This window comes from Flavobacterium panici (assembly GCF_024499525.1).
GTDB lineage: Bacteria > Bacteroidota > Bacteroidia > Flavobacteriales > Flavobacteriaceae > Flavobacterium > Flavobacterium panici.
This window is the reverse complement of record NZ_CP100437.1, coordinates 5,033,605-5,049,966: the sequence shown is the minus strand read 5'-3', so window position 1 is coordinate 5,049,966 and position 16,362 is coordinate 5,033,605. Positions and strand designations below refer to the sequence as shown.

Annotated in this window: 15 protein-coding genes; 6 read left to right on the top strand and 9 right to left on the bottom strand. The window is 33.5% G+C overall.

What is annotated here, in order from left to right; genetic code table 11:
- Window positions 1-153 precede the first annotated feature (153 nt).
- From NLJ00_RS21095 to NLJ00_RS21080, 4 genes are all read left to right on the top strand, one after another.
- Window positions 154-1,191 (top strand): sensor histidine kinase, encoded by a 1,038-nt coding sequence (locus tag NLJ00_RS21095; RefSeq protein ID WP_053472018.1) that lies wholly within the window; start codon window positions 154-156, stop codon window positions 1,189-1,191.
- Window positions 1,191-1,889, top strand: coding sequence for a LytR/AlgR family response regulator transcription factor (locus NLJ00_RS21090; protein WP_053472017.1), 699 nt, complete (start codon window positions 1,191-1,193; stop codon window positions 1,887-1,889). The genes NLJ00_RS21095 and NLJ00_RS21090 overlap by 1 nt, the downstream gene beginning before the upstream one ends.
- A gap of 89 nt (window positions 1,890-1,978) precedes the next feature.
- The gene (locus NLJ00_RS21085; protein ID WP_256635305.1) at window positions 1,979-2,437 is read left to right on the top strand and encodes a PepSY-like domain-containing protein; all 459 of its coding nucleotides are present in this window, start codon (window positions 1,979-1,981) and stop codon (window positions 2,435-2,437) included.
- A gap of 176 nt (window positions 2,438-2,613) precedes the next feature.
- A complete protein-coding gene (locus tag NLJ00_RS21080; RefSeq protein ID WP_256635304.1) occupies window positions 2,614-3,120 on the top strand; it encodes a hypothetical protein in 507 nt (168 codons plus the stop codon).
- A gap of 87 nt (window positions 3,121-3,207) precedes the next feature.
- Here the strand turns inward: NLJ00_RS21080 and NLJ00_RS21075 are convergent, their stop codons facing one another.
- The 9 genes from NLJ00_RS21075 to NLJ00_RS21035 form a co-directional block, all read right to left on the bottom strand.
- A complete protein-coding gene (locus NLJ00_RS21075; RefSeq protein WP_256635303.1) occupies window positions 3,208-3,972 on the bottom strand; it encodes an SDR family oxidoreductase in 765 nt (254 codons plus the stop codon).
- 271 nt (window positions 3,973-4,243) lie between these two features.
- Window positions 4,244-4,969, bottom strand: coding sequence for an SDR family oxidoreductase (locus NLJ00_RS21070; RefSeq protein WP_053472013.1), 726 nt, complete (start codon window positions 4,967-4,969; stop codon window positions 4,244-4,246).
- Between the two features lie 332 nt (window positions 4,970-5,301).
- Window positions 5,302-6,225 carry a helix-turn-helix domain-containing protein gene (locus NLJ00_RS21065; RefSeq protein WP_256635302.1) on the bottom strand — a complete coding sequence of 308 codons (924 nt, stop codon included), beginning with the start codon at window positions 6,223-6,225 and terminating at the stop codon, window positions 5,302-5,304.
- 197 nt (window positions 6,226-6,422) lie between these two features.
- The gene (locus tag NLJ00_RS21060; protein WP_256635301.1) at window positions 6,423-6,986 is read right to left on the bottom strand and encodes a 2'-5' RNA ligase family protein; all 564 of its coding nucleotides are present in this window, start codon (window positions 6,984-6,986) and stop codon (window positions 6,423-6,425) included.
- Window positions 6,987-7,011: 25 nt separating this feature from the next.
- Entirely contained in the window at window positions 7,012-8,382 is a 1,371-nt protein-coding gene (locus tag NLJ00_RS21055) for an alginate export family protein (RefSeq protein WP_256635300.1), read from the bottom strand.
- Window position 8,383: 1 nt separating this feature from the next.
- Window positions 8,384-10,171 (bottom strand): amidohydrolase, encoded by a 1,788-nt coding sequence (locus NLJ00_RS21050; RefSeq protein WP_256635299.1) that lies wholly within the window; start codon window positions 10,169-10,171, stop codon window positions 8,384-8,386.
- Between the two features lie 213 nt (window positions 10,172-10,384).
- Window positions 10,385-11,074, bottom strand: a complete 690-nt coding sequence (locus tag NLJ00_RS21045) for a hydrolase (RefSeq protein ID WP_180856727.1) — start codon at window positions 11,072-11,074, stop codon at window positions 10,385-10,387.
- Window positions 11,075-11,301: 227 nt separating this feature from the next.
- Window positions 11,302-11,616: a hypothetical protein gene (locus tag NLJ00_RS21040; protein ID WP_256635298.1), complete on the bottom strand. Its 315-nt coding sequence runs from the start codon at window positions 11,614-11,616 to the stop codon at window positions 11,302-11,304.
- Window positions 11,617-12,521: 905 nt separating this feature from the next.
- Complete coding sequence (locus NLJ00_RS21035) at window positions 12,522-13,463, bottom strand: alpha/beta hydrolase (protein WP_256635297.1); 942 nt, start codon at window positions 13,461-13,463, stop codon at window positions 12,522-12,524.
- Window positions 13,464-13,867: 404 nt separating this feature from the next.
- Between NLJ00_RS21035 and NLJ00_RS21030 the strand changes: the two genes are divergently transcribed.
- Together NLJ00_RS21030 and kduI are read left to right on the top strand one after the other, a co-directional pair.
- Window positions 13,868-15,427 carry an MFS transporter gene (locus NLJ00_RS21030; RefSeq protein ID WP_256635296.1) on the top strand — a complete coding sequence of 520 codons (1,560 nt, stop codon included), beginning with the start codon at window positions 13,868-13,870 and terminating at the stop codon, window positions 15,425-15,427.
- Window positions 15,428-15,519: 92 nt separating this feature from the next.
- Window positions 15,520-16,359, top strand: a complete 840-nt coding sequence (kduI, locus tag NLJ00_RS21025; RefSeq protein WP_256635295.1) for a 5-dehydro-4-deoxy-D-glucuronate isomerase — start codon at window positions 15,520-15,522, stop codon at window positions 16,357-16,359.
- The last annotated feature ends 3 nt before the right edge of the window (window positions 16,360-16,362 follow it).

Below are 16,362 nucleotides of genomic sequence, written 5' to 3'. Positions count from 1 at the left end.
TGTGAAATTATAGCACAAATTTATTTCTCTTACACTGATAAAAGTCATGTTAAGTGATGTACTGCAATAGTAAATGACCAATTCAATTGGTCATTTTTTAGAAATGATAATTAAATATTTGTCCGTACTTTGTGAACTATTTAAGTTTAAAAAATGAGCATAAAATTTGATAATATTCTGGATAACAAATGGTGGCAGGAAATTGCCGTCGTCGCGTTTTCCTTTACCATATATACTTTAAAAAATGACTGGATGTTATTTAGTTCCATAACATCTGTTTTAATGGGCGTTTTTTTCTACTGCATTCTGTATATGCACGCACAGTTCAATCGTTTCTTCCTTTTTCCCATATTATTTAAAACCCGTCGTCCTTTTACTTATTTGGTATTAACGCTTTTCGGAGTTCTTGTTTTTTCGATTGTGTTGTATGAGCTTACGATGCTGGACATGTTTAGAAATCTTTATTTTTATCAAAACTCCCATCAAAGAAGTTATTTGTACCAATTGGCCAGCGTTTTAGGGACTTTGGTTTGTATTTTAAGCCCGATTATTGTTTTTAAATTCTACAGAATCCACAGAAAACGTACAGAAGAAGCCTTGTTATTCAACCAAATGCAGTTGAATTCGTTAAAAGGACAATTGAACCCGCACTTTTTATTCAATACTTTTAATACGCTTTACGGAATCAGCCTTGAATTTCCAGACAGAACGCCGGATTTGATCATGAAAGTTTCACAGTTAATGCGTTACCAATTAGAAAGTAACAGCAAACAATGCGTATCTTTAGAAGACGAATTAGAGTTTATAAACAGTTATGTACAGCTTGAAAAAGAACGTGTAGGATATCGCTGTGATATTACTTTTGATTCTAAAGTTGATAATGAAAATGCGTATAAAATTTCGCCGATGCTTTTAATTGCTTTTATTGAAAATGCTTTTAAACACGGAACCTGCGCGATTGAAAAATGTTTCGTCCAAATTTTTATTACTGTGGAAGACGGACAGTTGCATCTTCATGTGGTAAATTCAATTCCAACGAAACAAACCGATGTTGTTTCGACTAAAATTGGTTTAAAAAATACCATTGAAAGACTGAATTTGATTTTCGGAAAAAACTATACACTCGATATTCAGGAGAATAAAAAAACTTACATTGTTGATTTAAAACTGCAATTGAAAAGATTTGCATAATGAGAGATCCAAAAAAATGTATTATTGTTGATGATGAGCCGGCAGCGCATTATGTTTTAGCTAATTATATAAAACAGAATCCGCAGTTAGAATTGGTTTTTCAGGGATATAATGGCATTGAAGCAATGGATTATCTTAGGGAAAACAAAGTCGATTTGATGTTTTTGGATATCAATATGCCTGAGATTTCAGGAATGGAATTATTGAAGATTATTCCCAATCATCCTAAAACCATTTTAACGACAGCTTATTCTGAATTTGCACTCGAAAGTTACGATTACGGTGTAATTGATTATTTACTGAAACCCATTTATTTTCCAAGATTTTTAAAAGCTGTAGATCGTTTTTTCTCTACAGAAAATGTAAAAACAAAAGAAGAAGAAGTAGTTGTAAATAAAGTGAGCGTAAAAGTCGATGGTTATTTTATTGATATTGAATTAGACCAGCTTTTGTATGCACAAAGTTTTGGAAATTACGTAAAACTGCACACGACAAAGCGAACGTATCTCGCCTCAATAACCACAACGGAGCTTGAAAAATGCCTTCCGGAGAAAAATTTTATCCGAATCCATAAATCTTATATTGTTGCATTAGACAAAATTGATACAACTGAAAAAGATTTTGTAGTAATTAAAAATGAAAAATTACCCGTTGGAATAACCTACAAAAGGGAATTGACGGACAGATTAAAAAAGTAACATTTTTTTTATTAAAAAATATTTGGATTTCATTTTAAAAGTAATAATTTTAGTACTTATTTGAGTTTTTAATTTTAATAGTCAGGATCATGAAAAAAGTATTCTTACTGCTGATTTTACTTTACGGTGGTTTTTTAAGCGCTCAAAATGAAGTAGTAACGCCACCCGAAAAAGTTCGGTTTACTTTTGAAAAAGAGTATCCAAACAAAGTTGCGGTCTGGTCTATAGATTATGTTGGCGATGATAATGATGAAATTAGGTACCAGGCAAAATTTAATACCGATAAGAATACCAAAGCGCTCGCAGTTTATGATAATTTGGGAATTTTGAAAGCGTATGAATTACAAATTCCGTTAAGTCAATTACCTCAAAAAGCGCAGACTTATTTAAAGAAAAACTATTCACCAAAAGCAATCAGAGAAATCGCTGTGATAGTAAATGATAAAAACAAAACTACTTATGAAGTAGGTATAGAAAAAGATTCCAGATTTTATGATGTTGTTTTTGATCAAAATGGAGGTTTTGACGTAATCATCGAAAAAAATTAAAAAGAACACTTACTAATTCAATTATATTTAAAACGGCAAAACCGACAAGTTTTTTACTTGTCGGGTTTTGTTTTTGTTGTTAGAAGATATTCTAAATTTTAACTTTTTAATATGGTTAAAATGTAGTAATTTTATTACTTTATATGCAGATTGTTTAATTTTATTAAAGTATTATTATGAAGAATTTTTATTTATTTACCGCCTTTTTATGTTTCAATTTTTTAATAGGACAGCAGAGCATTTTGCTTCCGTCAGAAAAGACAGTAAAGGCATTTGAAAAGCAATATCCACAAAAAAAGCCAATTTGGTCGATGGAATATGGAAAGACTGAGAATGACATTTATTTTGCCGCAAAATTTACTGTGGCAGCCAAAACTCAGGCTTATGCAGTTTATGACAGTGATGGAAATTTTAAAAAGTATAAAGAGCAAATCTCAAGCGCTAAACTTCCAAAAAATGCACAGGATTATCTTGATGCCAATTATCCGATTAAATCAAATTTGAAATCAAAAAGTAAGTCAAAAACAAAAGCTAAAGCCGTAGTGCCGCCAAGAGAAGCTTACTCTGCGTTGGATGCTAAAAACAAAACAACTTATGAAGTGAAAGCCGCAAAAGACGGAAAAAATTATAATCTGATTTTTGATGAAGAAGGAAACTTAATTAAAACAATTCAAATAGGGTAAAAAAAATACTTACTCAAACATATTTAAAACAGCAAACCCGACAGGTTTCAAAAACCTGTCGGGTTTAATATTTAACGTAAATAAGAATTACAAATTCATTCCGCCAGAAGCTTCAATACGTTGTGCATTTACCCAGCGCGCATCTTCGGTACATAAAAAAGCAACAACACCGCCAATATCGTCTGGCAAACCAACTCTTCCTAAAGCTGTAATTGAGGCTAAGTTTTTGTTTAATTGTTCGTTATCACGAACAACACCGCCGCCAAAATCAGTTTCGATGGCACCCGGAGCGACAACATTGGCTCTGATTTTTCTTTCACCTAATTCTTTTGCCTGATATTTTGTTAACGTCTCGATTGCGCCTTTCATAGAAGCATATGCCGAATAACCTGGAAATGAAAATCTAGCCAAACCAGTTGAAATATTTACAATTCCGCCGCCGTCGTTCATTACGTTCAAAGCTTTTTGAGTCAAGAAAAACGGACCTTTAAACTGAATATTAGTCAATTGGTCAAACTCTGCTTCAGTAGTTCCAACAAATGAATTATGAATTCCGATTCCGGCATTGTTTACTAAAAAATCAAATTTATCCGTATTGAAAGTACTTTTTAAAGTGGAAGAAACTCCTTCAAAAAAGCCATCAAAAGTTTGTGAATCTCCAACGTTTAATTGAAGAGAAGCCGCTTTTTGACCTAAACTTTCGATTTCTTTTACAACAGCGTCTGCTTCGTCTTTTTTACTGTTGTAAGTAATGATAACGTCAAGTCCTTTTTTAGCAATTGCAATTGCCATATTTTTTCCTAAACCTCTGCTTCCTCCTGTAACCAGAGCTATTTTTGTATTTACTGCCATTTTTTATAATTGTTGATTATTAATTATGAATTGTTGATATTTTGTTTGTTGTTCTGTCAGTCTGAGCGAAGTCGAAGACCCCGCACAGTGTGATTTTTTTAAACACATAGAAACATAGGTTTTATTTTGATCTAAAAAGATTGTAAAAAGAAACTAGTTTCTAACACATAGCGATGTGGATTTTAGCTGCATTTCTATGTTTGTTTAGATAAAATGAAATGCCTTTTATGTGTTTGCAAAAACTATGTTTCTATGTGTTTAAAAATTAATTTCAGTTACCGTGTAATGCGTTAAATGACGCTTTTAATTCCGGAACGCTTGCGTTTAATCTTGTTTCGCTGGTTCCAAAAGTAAGTTCTTCTTTTCCTTGTTTTATTTGTTCAAAAATGGATAGAATAAAATCACTCACACTCGGATGTGCGTCGTGTAAACCAACTCCGCCAAGATCTGTGTTCAATGCAGGCGGAATAATTTCGATTACTTCGATATTTTTTTCTTTTAATAAATGACGAAGTGAAATTGTAAACGAACGGAAAAATGCTTTTGTAGCCGAATAAACCGGAACTTTTGCAAATGGCGAAAATGCCAATCCAGATGTTACATTCATTACCGTTGTTAAAGATTTCAACTCAATAAATAAGGAAGTTAAATGCAGCGGTGCTTCAATATTTGTACTGATTTCTGCTTTCATGCTTTCGTAGAAATCAGCATCTGTAACAGAAACCCATTTTTGAATTCCGGCATTGTTGATTAATACGTTTAAGTCAGGATGATTTTCTTGAATCCATTTGTAAAGTGCGATTCTTTCTTCTTCTAAAGATAAGTCGCATACTTTTGTGATGACGGAAGGAAATTTTGCTTTCACTTCGTTTAAAACAGATTCTCTTCTGCCGCAGATAATTACGGTATTGTTTTCCTGAATAAATCGTTCAGTAAGTCCAAGTCCAATTCCGCTTGCACCGCCTGTTATTAAAATTTTGTTGTTTGATAAATTCATCTTTTCGATCTTTTAAATTGATAAGACAAAGGTAGGAGTGAAGTAGTGTTGGGGAATTGTAAATATCAAACCGATGTTTGCGAAATTCAAATCAGGAGTAATGAAATTCCAATTTTTTATCCCGAGGCTTCGGGACCAAATTCCAATTATTACTGGCTCAAATAAAAATTCTCATTTTATGTCATCCTGAGCGAAGTCGAAGGACACGCCCTATAAGAACATACTGTATGAACTCAGCTTGAGATCCTTCGACTTCGCTCAGGAGGACAAGCTTTGTGGGAATCTAAAATCTAAAATCTGCAATCTAAAATAATTATAAAATCTAAAATTATTTAGCTCCTAAAAGCCAGCGGCGTTAAAGTAGTTTGTTTTTTAAAAAAGTTAGAAAAATGCGCTAATTCTTCAAAACCAAGAGAATAAGCGATTTCAGAAATATTCCAATCCGTTTGTTTTAAAAGGATTTTCGCTTCGTTTGTCAATCTTGAACTGATTAATTCAGTTGTGGTTTTTCCGGTATTTTCTTTTAAAACCTTATTTAAATGATTAACGTGAACAGATAATCTCGCTGCAAAATCCTTTGCGGTTCTTAATTCTAATCGCTGATGCGGAGATTCTATTGGAAATTGTCTTTCTAATAATTCGGCAAATAAAGACGAAACCCTCGCTGCAGAATTGTGTTTAGAATAAAGAGCAGTTATGGGCTGTAATTTTTGCCCAAAGTGAATTAATTCAGCGACATAATTTCTAATTAAATCATATTTATAGATATAATCAGAATTAATTTCTTTTTGTATTTTATTGAATATCAGGGCTACTTCTTCTACTTCTTCATCTGATAATTGAAAAATAGGATAACCGTCTGAAGCAAAAATAGGAAGTTCGTCTAAGTCAATTCCGCTTTTGTTTTTAGATAAAAACTCGCTTGTAAAAACGCAAAACTGTCCTGATTGATTTGTGTCTTGCGGAACATAATTATACGGAATTTTTGGTGTTGCAAATAACAATCCTTGTTTTTCTATTTCAATTACTTTGTCGGCGTACTCTGCTTTATTATGACCTCGAATCAAACTTATTTTATAATAAGCTCTTCTGTCATAAGGCATTGTCGGTTTTCCCTGAAGACGTTCTAAAAGCTCTTTAATGTCAAAAACATTAAAATGACCAATTTCTTTTTGAATGTCATTTGGCAGTAATGAATTGGATTCAGCGGTTGTATCTTCGCTAATATCTTTGTAAAATGAATCTAGGGATTTCATATGCGTGAATTGTAAAATTCAAATATACGAAATTTTTTTGGCCCGCAGATTTTACGGATAGAACAGATTTGCACAGTCATTGCGAGGAACGAAACAATCTCATTTGCTGAATCAAGTTATAGTGTGGTTGCTTCGTTCCTCGCAATGACAATACTTTGTAAAAAAACTTTGTGTCTTAGTGCCTTCGTGGCAAAACCTCAAAACAAACTGCCCTGAACAAACTCAGCTTGTGCATTTCCATTAAAAGAAAAAGTATCTATTACAAAAAACTGTTTTTTAACAGGATCTAATTCTCTTAAAACAATTTCCTTGCATGAAAAATCAATATCGATTGTAGTAAAAAGCTGCGATGCAATTTTAAGATTTTCCGGTGTTAATTTCCTTCCAATTGACATATGTGGATCGTCACTTTTTTTGAGTTTTAAAGGTTTTAAAGATTCCTGAACCTTTTTCATAATAGGTTTCAAGACTATTTTTGATTCTTCATTTGGAGCTATAAAAAATGCTCCGGCATTGTCATAAGAACCAAAATGATCTAAATCAACTTGAAAAGGAGTAAAAGTATCACAAACTTTAAAAAGCTTTTGTTTGTATTTATCAATTTCGGATTCGGTAATTGTGAATTCACAAATCGTAATATGTCCAACAGAATTACAGCTGTTGTACCAATCAATTTTGCTTTTTAAATAATCCTTCATTGTTTTGACAGAATCAATAACATCTTGTGAAGGATAAATGGCAACCGAATACTTTTTCTCCATTTTTAGAACTTTGTGTTACACAAATTTAGAATTTAAATTGTGCTGTCAAAGCGGTATAAAAATAATCTTTTCCAGAACCGGCTTCTTTTAAAAATGCACCCGCATCAAACCATGCACCTTCTACAGAAACAGTTAAAAAAGGATTTACATTATAATCAAAATTTGTGATCAATTGTGTTCCTATAAAACGTTTGGTTGTGTTGTCTCCAGAATACAAAAGTTGCATATTTGGGGCATATAATCCGTCGTGAATGGAACTTCTCCAGAAAATATCATAATCGATTCCGAAGCCTAATTTTTCGGTTAAATCTAACGCAATTGACGGATGAATGTCAATTAAGTTTGATGGGCCAATTAAACCGACTAAACCGAAATAAGCTCCTTTTGGATACAAAGGATTAAATGTCTGCAATTGATTGTCATTGCTGTTTTTATCTCCGGAAATAAACTCTGTTTTTAAACCAATTTCAGGATTGAATTTGACGTTTTCAAAAGTATATGATGTGTTAGATGAAAGTGTCCAAGCGGAAATATTTTGCGATTCGATTTTGCCGAATTGATACAAACCTTCAAAATCATATTTCCAGTTTCCTTTTGTTTTCCAAATTCTTGTTCCTATGGAATGTCTGGTTTCTTCGCCAACAGCATTATCAAAAACAGCGTGGTTTTTCCATAAACCTAAATAATACAAATCGATATTTTGAATAAATGGCACTTTGTGAAATACCGTATAATTTCCCCAAAGTTTAGCGTTATCATTAAAATCATCATTAAAAACTCCGGGTTTATTGGCAACAGGATGCGAGTAAAAAGCATCCGTCTGCCAATTATTGTTTTTGTAGAATAGTTTCATTCCGTCAAAAGCAATTCGGTTGTTGGGACGTTCGCGAACGCTGACTAAACGCTGCGAACCGTATGCGATTTCCTGTCTTCCAACTCTAAAAGTTAACTGCTGATTTTTATTTTGAATGAAATCAACATCTAAAAAAGCCTGATGAAGATCGAGCTCGTTTTCATCAACTGGACTCGGATCAATTTTACTGTTGGCAAGACTGCTTTGAAATTCAATAAAAGTTCTGAACCTTCCTAAATGAATATCGGCATTTAGCAAATATCTGGACAATAAATAACCATCACCTCCAGTGGTTTCATCGCCCCATTTGTCATTTACGGTATAAAAATATTGTTCTCTTATTTCGCCGCCAATTGAGGCGTAATATTTATCGTTTTTAGATAACGGAATATATTTGATTTTCTCGTACCAGGTTTTCGTCGAATCGGCTTTAAGATATTGGAAATCATCGTCATATCGCAGCTTTTGGAAAACTGGTTTTTGTTGTGCATTTGCAGAAAAAATGATTCCCAAAAGCAACAATAATCGGAATGTATTTTTCATATTAGTTTTTTTGGTAACCTCCAAAGTAATTTACAGGACTCCAGTCCGGAATCGCTTTTGGTGTTTCTTTGGCAAAGGTTCTAAATTCATTATCGGCATAAACTACTTTTCCGTTTACGACTGTCAATTTTGATTCTATATTTAAGATTTTTTCTTCAGGAGTTGCGAAATAATCATCAGAAAGAATAGAAAAATCGGCTAGTTTATCTGCAGTCAGCATTCCACGGTCTTTTTCAATATTGATTAATTGTGCGCTTCCGTAAGTGAATAATTTTAAAGCAGTAGTTCTGTCCAGAATATTTTCATCATTCATATATTTTAAACCGCCTAAAGTTTTTCCGGTTGTTAACCAATACAAACCAACCCACGGATTGTAACTTGCCACACGGGTTCCGTCAGTTCCCATTCCTACTTTAATTCCTAATTCTAATATTTTCTTAAGCGGAACTGTATTTGCAGCCGCCGTTTTTCCATATCTTTTAATGAAACTTTCGCCCTGATACGCCATTCTATGTTGAATCGCTAATCCTCCGTTTAAAGCTTTTATTCGTTTTAAATTTTCTACAGAAACAGTTTCTCCGTGATCAAAGAACCATAAAAGTCCGTTTAAAGGTGTTTCTTTATTGATATCTTCAATTACATTTAAAAATCTTGTAATGCTTTCATTGTAAGTCGCGTGAATTCTAAACGGCCATCTGTTTTTAATTAATAATGATAGAACTTCTTTTAATTGTCCTTCCATCGCCGGACTTAATTCTGGTCTTGGTTTATCAAAGTTTTCAAAATCTCCCGCACTCATAACTAAATTTTCTCCTGCGCCCTGAACATGATATTCTACTTTATCAGAATGATGATCGTCGTCACAGCCTTCGCCAATTTCAACGGTATTAATCCATTTGGTGTAATCGTTTAGTTCGCTTCCTGCTTTTTGAGCAAACAAATAATACGGCATTCTAATCGTTAAGTCGCTGTCTTTGCACAAACCGTTTGTTACACCATAATCGTCCGGAAAGTTTTGAAATCCGCCTCCTGCATCCATAATAGCGGTTACGCCAAGACGGTTCATTTCGGTCATAAATTGTTTTGTGGAGTTTATTTTTTCTTCTGGAGATAATTCCGGAAGCTTAGAAAGTGTTGAGTATAAAATAAATGCATTTGGCTCAGCAACTAATAATCCGGTTGGGTTTCCTTCTGGATCTTTTTCAATTAATCCTGCATTTGGGTTTGGCGTATTGGCATCAATTTTTAAAGCTTGTAACCCTGCTTTGTTTAAATAAGCATGTCCATATAAGTGAAGAATAAATGTTGGAATCTCGCCTATTGCTTCGTTGATTTCTGCTAAAGTTGGGAGCCTTTTTTCTTCAAACTGATAGGCATTCCAGCCGCCTACAACGCGAACCCATTGTCCTTTTGGAGTTCTTTGGGCTTGTTCTTTCAGCATTGCCAAAGCTTTTTTGAGAGAACGAACACCATCCCATCGTAATTCGGTATTAAAGAACCTTCCGCCGCGAATAATGTGCATGTGAGAATCGAATATTCCGGGAATAATTACTTTTCCTTTGGCATCGATTACCGTTGTTTTTTTGTCTTTTAATTTTAAGATTTCGCTGTTTTTTCCTGTTTTCAGGATTTTCCCATCGGCGACAGCCATAGCTTCGGCAATTGTATTTTTATCGTCTAAAGTATGAATTACAGCATGATGAACGATAAGTGTAGCTTTTTTGCCTTGAGCGAAAATTGAAACAGAAAGCAATAAAAGAAAAGCTAATATTTTGAAAGAGAGTTTCATAATAGTGGTATTTAGTTGGTTTTGGGAGAAAAAAAGACTGTACGTTTTATACAGTCTTTTTTGATGGATTAAATATTAGACGCAGATTTTACTGATTTGCTTTGCAAAGACGCGGATTTACACAGATTTTATTTTATAATTAATGATTTAAAAATCCGTTTTATCCGCGCCTTCGCGATAGCGAATCCGTTTCATCCGTGTGCCATTAAACATTTAGTGTTTCAACATTTCGTGTGCATATTGAACACCTACACCATAAGCACCACCGTATTTTTTAACTAAATCTGTTACAGGTACATAAGTTTCCTGACGAGCCCAGTCGCGTTGTAATTCTAATAAATATTGTAATGAAGTTACAGGATGTGCACCCGCTTGTACCATACGAGTTACAGCCATTTCGTGTGCTTCTTTAGAAACGTCCCCGCTTGCATCTGTAATTACATAAACATCATAACCTTCGTTGATTGCTGATAAAACTGGCCCAACAATACAAACGCTTGTCCATAAACCGCCAAAAACGATTTTCTTTTTACCTGTTGCAATAATCGCTTTGCGTGCCGGAGCGTCTTCCCAAGTGTTCATTGTGGTACGATCGATATAGTTTGAAGTTTTTTGAGGATAGAATTCTTCAATTTCTCTAAAAACAGGTCCGCTGAATGATTTCTCTGCAACAGTTGTTACAACAGTTGGAACTTTGAATATTTTTGAAGCTCCGGCTACAAGAGCAGTGTTGTTTCTAAGCTGATCGATTGGAATATTGCTTACTGCAAATGCCATTTGGCTTTCGTAATCAATTAGTACTAATGCATGATTTGTTGGATCTAACAATGCAGGACTTGGTTTTTGAGCAAATCCAATAAATGTTACAAATAATAAAGCTGCGGTAAGGATTAATTTTTTCATGATAATGTGATTTTGTTGTTAATTAAAAGGTTTAAAAAATATTTTGTATTTGATTTTCAGTTTTTAGCATTCAAATTAAATGCCTTGTTTGTAATGTGTTGATTTTAAAAGGATTTTCAGAAAAGGCAATAGTGATCCTAGCGATATATCGTCAATAAAAATTGGATATTCGTTAATGTATTCTCGTAAAGCTTTTAATGAATTTTAAAAGAGAAAAATACTGGTACCTAAATTTTTCCTTTTAGATGTAATCGGTAGAGAATTTCTGATTTTAATAAACCGCTTCCTCCGCCAAAATGTTCAATTACTTCAACTTCCGGCTGCTGTTTTAAGCAAAATGAAGTAAACTCTTTTTCGACATGATCTTCGATTCCGGAACTCAAAAGAACAACATCGATTTTGTGATTTTGAAAATATTCCTGAGCTTCTTTTTCATTGTTGAAAGAAACTGCGTTCCAATCTTCATATGCGTTTACAAGGCGAAGTAAAATGGCCAGTATGTCTTCGTTTTTTCCCAGTAATAAGAATTCAAGTGTTTTCATTTTTTTTAAGTTTCTGAGGTTCTGAGATGCTAAGATTCTAAGTTTTTTACTTTGAATTTAGTTTTGGCAGAACTTCTAATTTACTTTACAAATTTATTTGTTTTATCATGGCTTCAACTTAATCTAGGATAAGAAGTTACTAAGGTTCTAAGATGCTTAGATTCTAAGTTTTTTCTTTTTCTATTTGGTTTCAGTTTTTGACAGAACATGTAATCTACTATGCAAATTTATTTGTTTTGTTTTTTCTTCAACTTAATCTAAGATAAGAAGTTACTAAGGTTCTAAGATGCTTAGATTCTAAGTTTTTTCTTTTTCTATTTGGTTTCAGTTTTTGACAGAACTTGTAATCTACTATGCAAATTTATTTGTTTTGTTTTTTCTTCAACTTAATCTAGAATAAGAAAGGTTTTTTAAGTTTCTAAGATGCTGAGATACTAAGATTCTAAGTTTTTTCTTTTCTATTTGTTTCAGTTTTTGACAGAACTTATAATTTACTATGCAAATTTATTTGTTTGATTGCGGTTTTAACTTAACCTAGAATAAGAAAGGTTCTAAGCTTTAAAAAAACTTAGAACCTCAGAATCTTAGAACTTTAGCAACTTTTAAAAAAATATACGGGAAACCCGTAATGGGATTTCAAAAGGCTGTATTAGATTTGTCTTGTTGAGATTGAGATAATGATTTACTACCTTTTAAATTATTCCTCAAAGATCTTAACGGTTAAACTGTTTTTGGAGAAACAATTTTTTTAATTTTTAAAAATTTGACATATTCACTTTATCATGGGTAACTTGTAGAAATTTGCAAATAATACAACAGATGTCTAATTTTTTATAGGTTTTTAGATTTGGTTAATTGGTTGGCCTCTTCTAAAAACCTTTTTTTTGTTTCATACTTTTTTGGTTTTAGTTATAGCCGTTTACTTTTAACCATTCCTGGCAATCTCTTGTCCAATATTTGCTGGTGTCGTTTACGCCTAAACCAAAACCGTGACCACCTTTTTCATATAAATGTAACTCCGCTGTAACACCATTTTTTTTGAGAGCTAAATAATAATCGATACTGTTTTCGGGTAAAACGACCGTATCATCTGTTGCATGAATTAAAAAAGCAGGAGGTGTTTGTGTGGTAACTTTCTTTTCGTTTGAAAATGAGTCTATTAAATCTTGTGAAGGATTGTTTCCCAGTAAATTAATCTGTGAACCTTTGTGCGTAATATCATTTTGCATTGAAATTACAGGATAAATTAGAAGAGAAAAATCGGGGCGGGCGCTTACTTTAAAAGCAGATTCATAAACTGTATCATCATAATCAGTGGATAGGGTAGCAGCTAAATGTCCGCCGGCAGAAAAGCCTAAAATTCCAATTTTATTAGGATCAATGTTCCATTTTGCGGCATTTTGTCTTACGTAGCGAATCGCTTCCTGAGCGTCTTGCAATGGGCCTACGTTTTTATTTTTCATTACTAAATCACTCGGAAGTCGGTATTTCAATACAAAAGCCGGAATTCCTAAACTATTAAACCATTGCGCCACTTTTGTTCCTTCCTTATCAATAGCCAAATGCTGATATCCTCCGCCGGGAAGAATAATTACAGCAGTCTGATTTGGTTTTGTTACATTCGGGAAAAATGCCGTTAAAGTTGGAATTGTAACTAAACTGGTACTTTGAACTTTTCCGTCAGTTATGACTTCTTTCTCTTTATAATCCGGTGCTTTAATTTCATCCGGAATTTTATTCCAAAGCGGAATTACCTGATTCTGCGCTTTTATATTGAATAATACTCCTGCAAATAGGATAAAACTAAATACAGATTTTCTAAAATATTGTTTTTTTGAATTTTTCAATGTTAAATTTAATTAGTTGTTTTACAATTGTTTACTTGTTTGGTCGGGCAGATTTATAAATTTGAATTTGAATAAATGAAAGGTAATTAAAAACAATTTCATGAGAATTAAATTCCGGGACAATTTTACCCCTAAATACGGATAAATTTCACCTATTGGCTTTTAACAAATATATTGGTTAATGTGTAATTTTGAGTTCTTTTTTTTATGCAATGTCTTAAATTTGGTACTGAAAATAATTTTATATATAATTTATTTGGAATATAAAGATTAAAAACTATATTTGTGCAATCGATTACATTATTGCAATCCCATAATTTTAATCTCTTGATTCTAATGTGTTTAAATTATGCATTTGTATACGGATCTTAAAATTAAATAATCTAACTATAATAACCACAATCATGAGTCAAACCGATGCTGTTACAGTAAATCAAACTATTAAATCCGCAGGAAAATATCGTTGGAGTATATGTGCGCTTTTATTTTTTGCAACCACAATTAATTACCTCGACAGACAAGTTCTTTCGTTAACCTGGAGTGATTTTATCGCACCGGAGTTTCACTGGACAAACAACGATTACGGAAACATTACTGCGCTGTTTTCTATTTTTTATGCTGTTTCATTATTATTTGCAGGACGATTTGTAGATTGGTTAGATACTAAAAAAGGATTTCTTTGGGCTATTGGGATTTGGTCTGTAGGAGCCTGTTTACACGCTTTTTGCGGAATTGCAACTTCAGGAATTATAACTGGCAACTGGTTGGTTGGTTTTGAAGGATCAAAAGAAATAATCAGCAGTTTAAGCGATACCGGAAAAGTGATTAATGTAAGTGTTACATTATTCATTTTCGCCCGTTTTATCTTAGCAGTTGGTGAAGCAGGAAACTTTCCTGCAGCAATTAAAACCACTGCCGAATATTTTCCTAAAAAAGACCGTGCCTTTTCTACCAGTATTTTTAACGCTGGTGCAACCGTTGGTGCATTGGCAGCTCCAATTTCAATTCCGTTTATTGCAGAATCATTTGGATGGGAAATGGCATTTATTATCATCGGGGCATTAGGTTTTATCTGGATGGGATTCTGGATTTTTATGTATGATAAGCCAGAAAGACACAAAAGAGTAAGCGCAGAAGAATTAGCTTATATTCAGCAAGATGATATTGCAGACAGTAAATTAGTAGGTTACGTTCCAGAAACAACTTCAAAAGTATCTTTTATAGAATGTTTAAAATTCAAACAAACCTGGGCTTTTGCTTTTGGTAAATTCATGACAGATGGTGTTTGGTGGTTCTTTTTATTCTGGACCCCGGCTTACTTAAGTTCTGTATACCACATGGATTCTACAGAAGCTGCATTGCCATTATTTGTTTTGTATATGATTACTTTACTATCGATTATTGGCGGATGGCTTCCAACTTATTTTGTGGAAAAGAAAGGAATGAACCCTTACGAAGGAAGAATGAGAGCGATGCTGATTTTTGCATTTTTTCCACTATTAGCTTTAGTCGCACAGCCTTTAGGATATATCAGTTATTGGGCTCCTATCATTATTATCGGAATCGCTGGTGCAGCACACCAATCATGGTCTGCAAATATATTTACAACGGTTGGAGATATGTTTCCTAAAAAAGCAATTGCAACCATTACAGGAATTGGAGGTTTAGCAGGAGGTTTAGGTTCTACTTTGATTAATAAAGGTTCAGGGTTATTGTTCGATTATACACATAAAACATTGACAACCGTAAACGGACAGCCGTTTTTAGAGAAATTCCCGCAATTTGTAACTCAGCCTATTCCGGAAACTTTCTTTAAAGAATTAGAGAAAAGCGGAGCCGTAATTTCTGACGGAATCAATACAGGCTATATGATTATTTTCTCGATTTGTGCTGTTTGTTATTTAATTGGCTGGACAGTAATGAAAACTTTAGTTCCTAAGTATAGTCCAATTACAAATCTGTAATTTAGCATTATTGAAATATTTTTTAGTTGGAATTATGCTTTTTTCAATATAAAAAATTAAATTTGTGCAATCGATTACATTAAAATAAAATTATGACAAAATATAGCTCAAGATACGCGTCAAGCCCAGAAGCAGTTAAAAAATACGACACACAGCAGTTAAGAGAAGAATTCTTAATTGATGATTTAATGCAGGAAGATGAAGTTGTATTGGTTTATTCGCATTACGACAGATACATTGCAGGTTCTGCAGTTCCTGTAAAAGGCGATTTAGCGCTGGAAACAATCGATCCGCTTAAAGCGCCGTATTTTTTAGAAAGAAGAGAAATAGGAATTATTAATGTTGGAGGAAGCGGTTCTGTAGTAGTGGAAGGAACATCTTATGAATTAGGTTTTAAAGATGCTTTATACATTGGAAGCGGAAATAAAGAAGTAATCTTTAAAAGTGCCGACAGCAAAAATCCGGCTAAATTTTACATCAATTCTGCACCGGCTCACACAACTTACCCAACGGTAAAAGTAAGCTTGGCAGAAGCCAATAAATTAGAATTAGGTACGATGGAAACGGCAAATCACCGTACGGTAAACCAAATGATTATTGGAAGCGTTGTAACAACCTGTCAATTACAAATGGGAATGACGGAATTAAGACCGGGAAGTGTTTGGAATACAATGCCGGCACACGTTCACGATCGTAGAATGGAAGTTTATTTTTATTTAGATATTCCAGAAAACCAAGCCGTTTGTCACTTCATGGGACAGCCGCAGGAAACAAGACACATTTGGATGAACAATCATCAGGCAGTAATTTCTCCGCCTTGGTCAATTCACTCAGGTTCAGGAACCAGCAATTATACTTTTATCTGGGGAATGGCGGGTGAAAACTTAGATTACGGAGATATGGATGTTTGTAAAATCACTGATTTAAGATAAGAA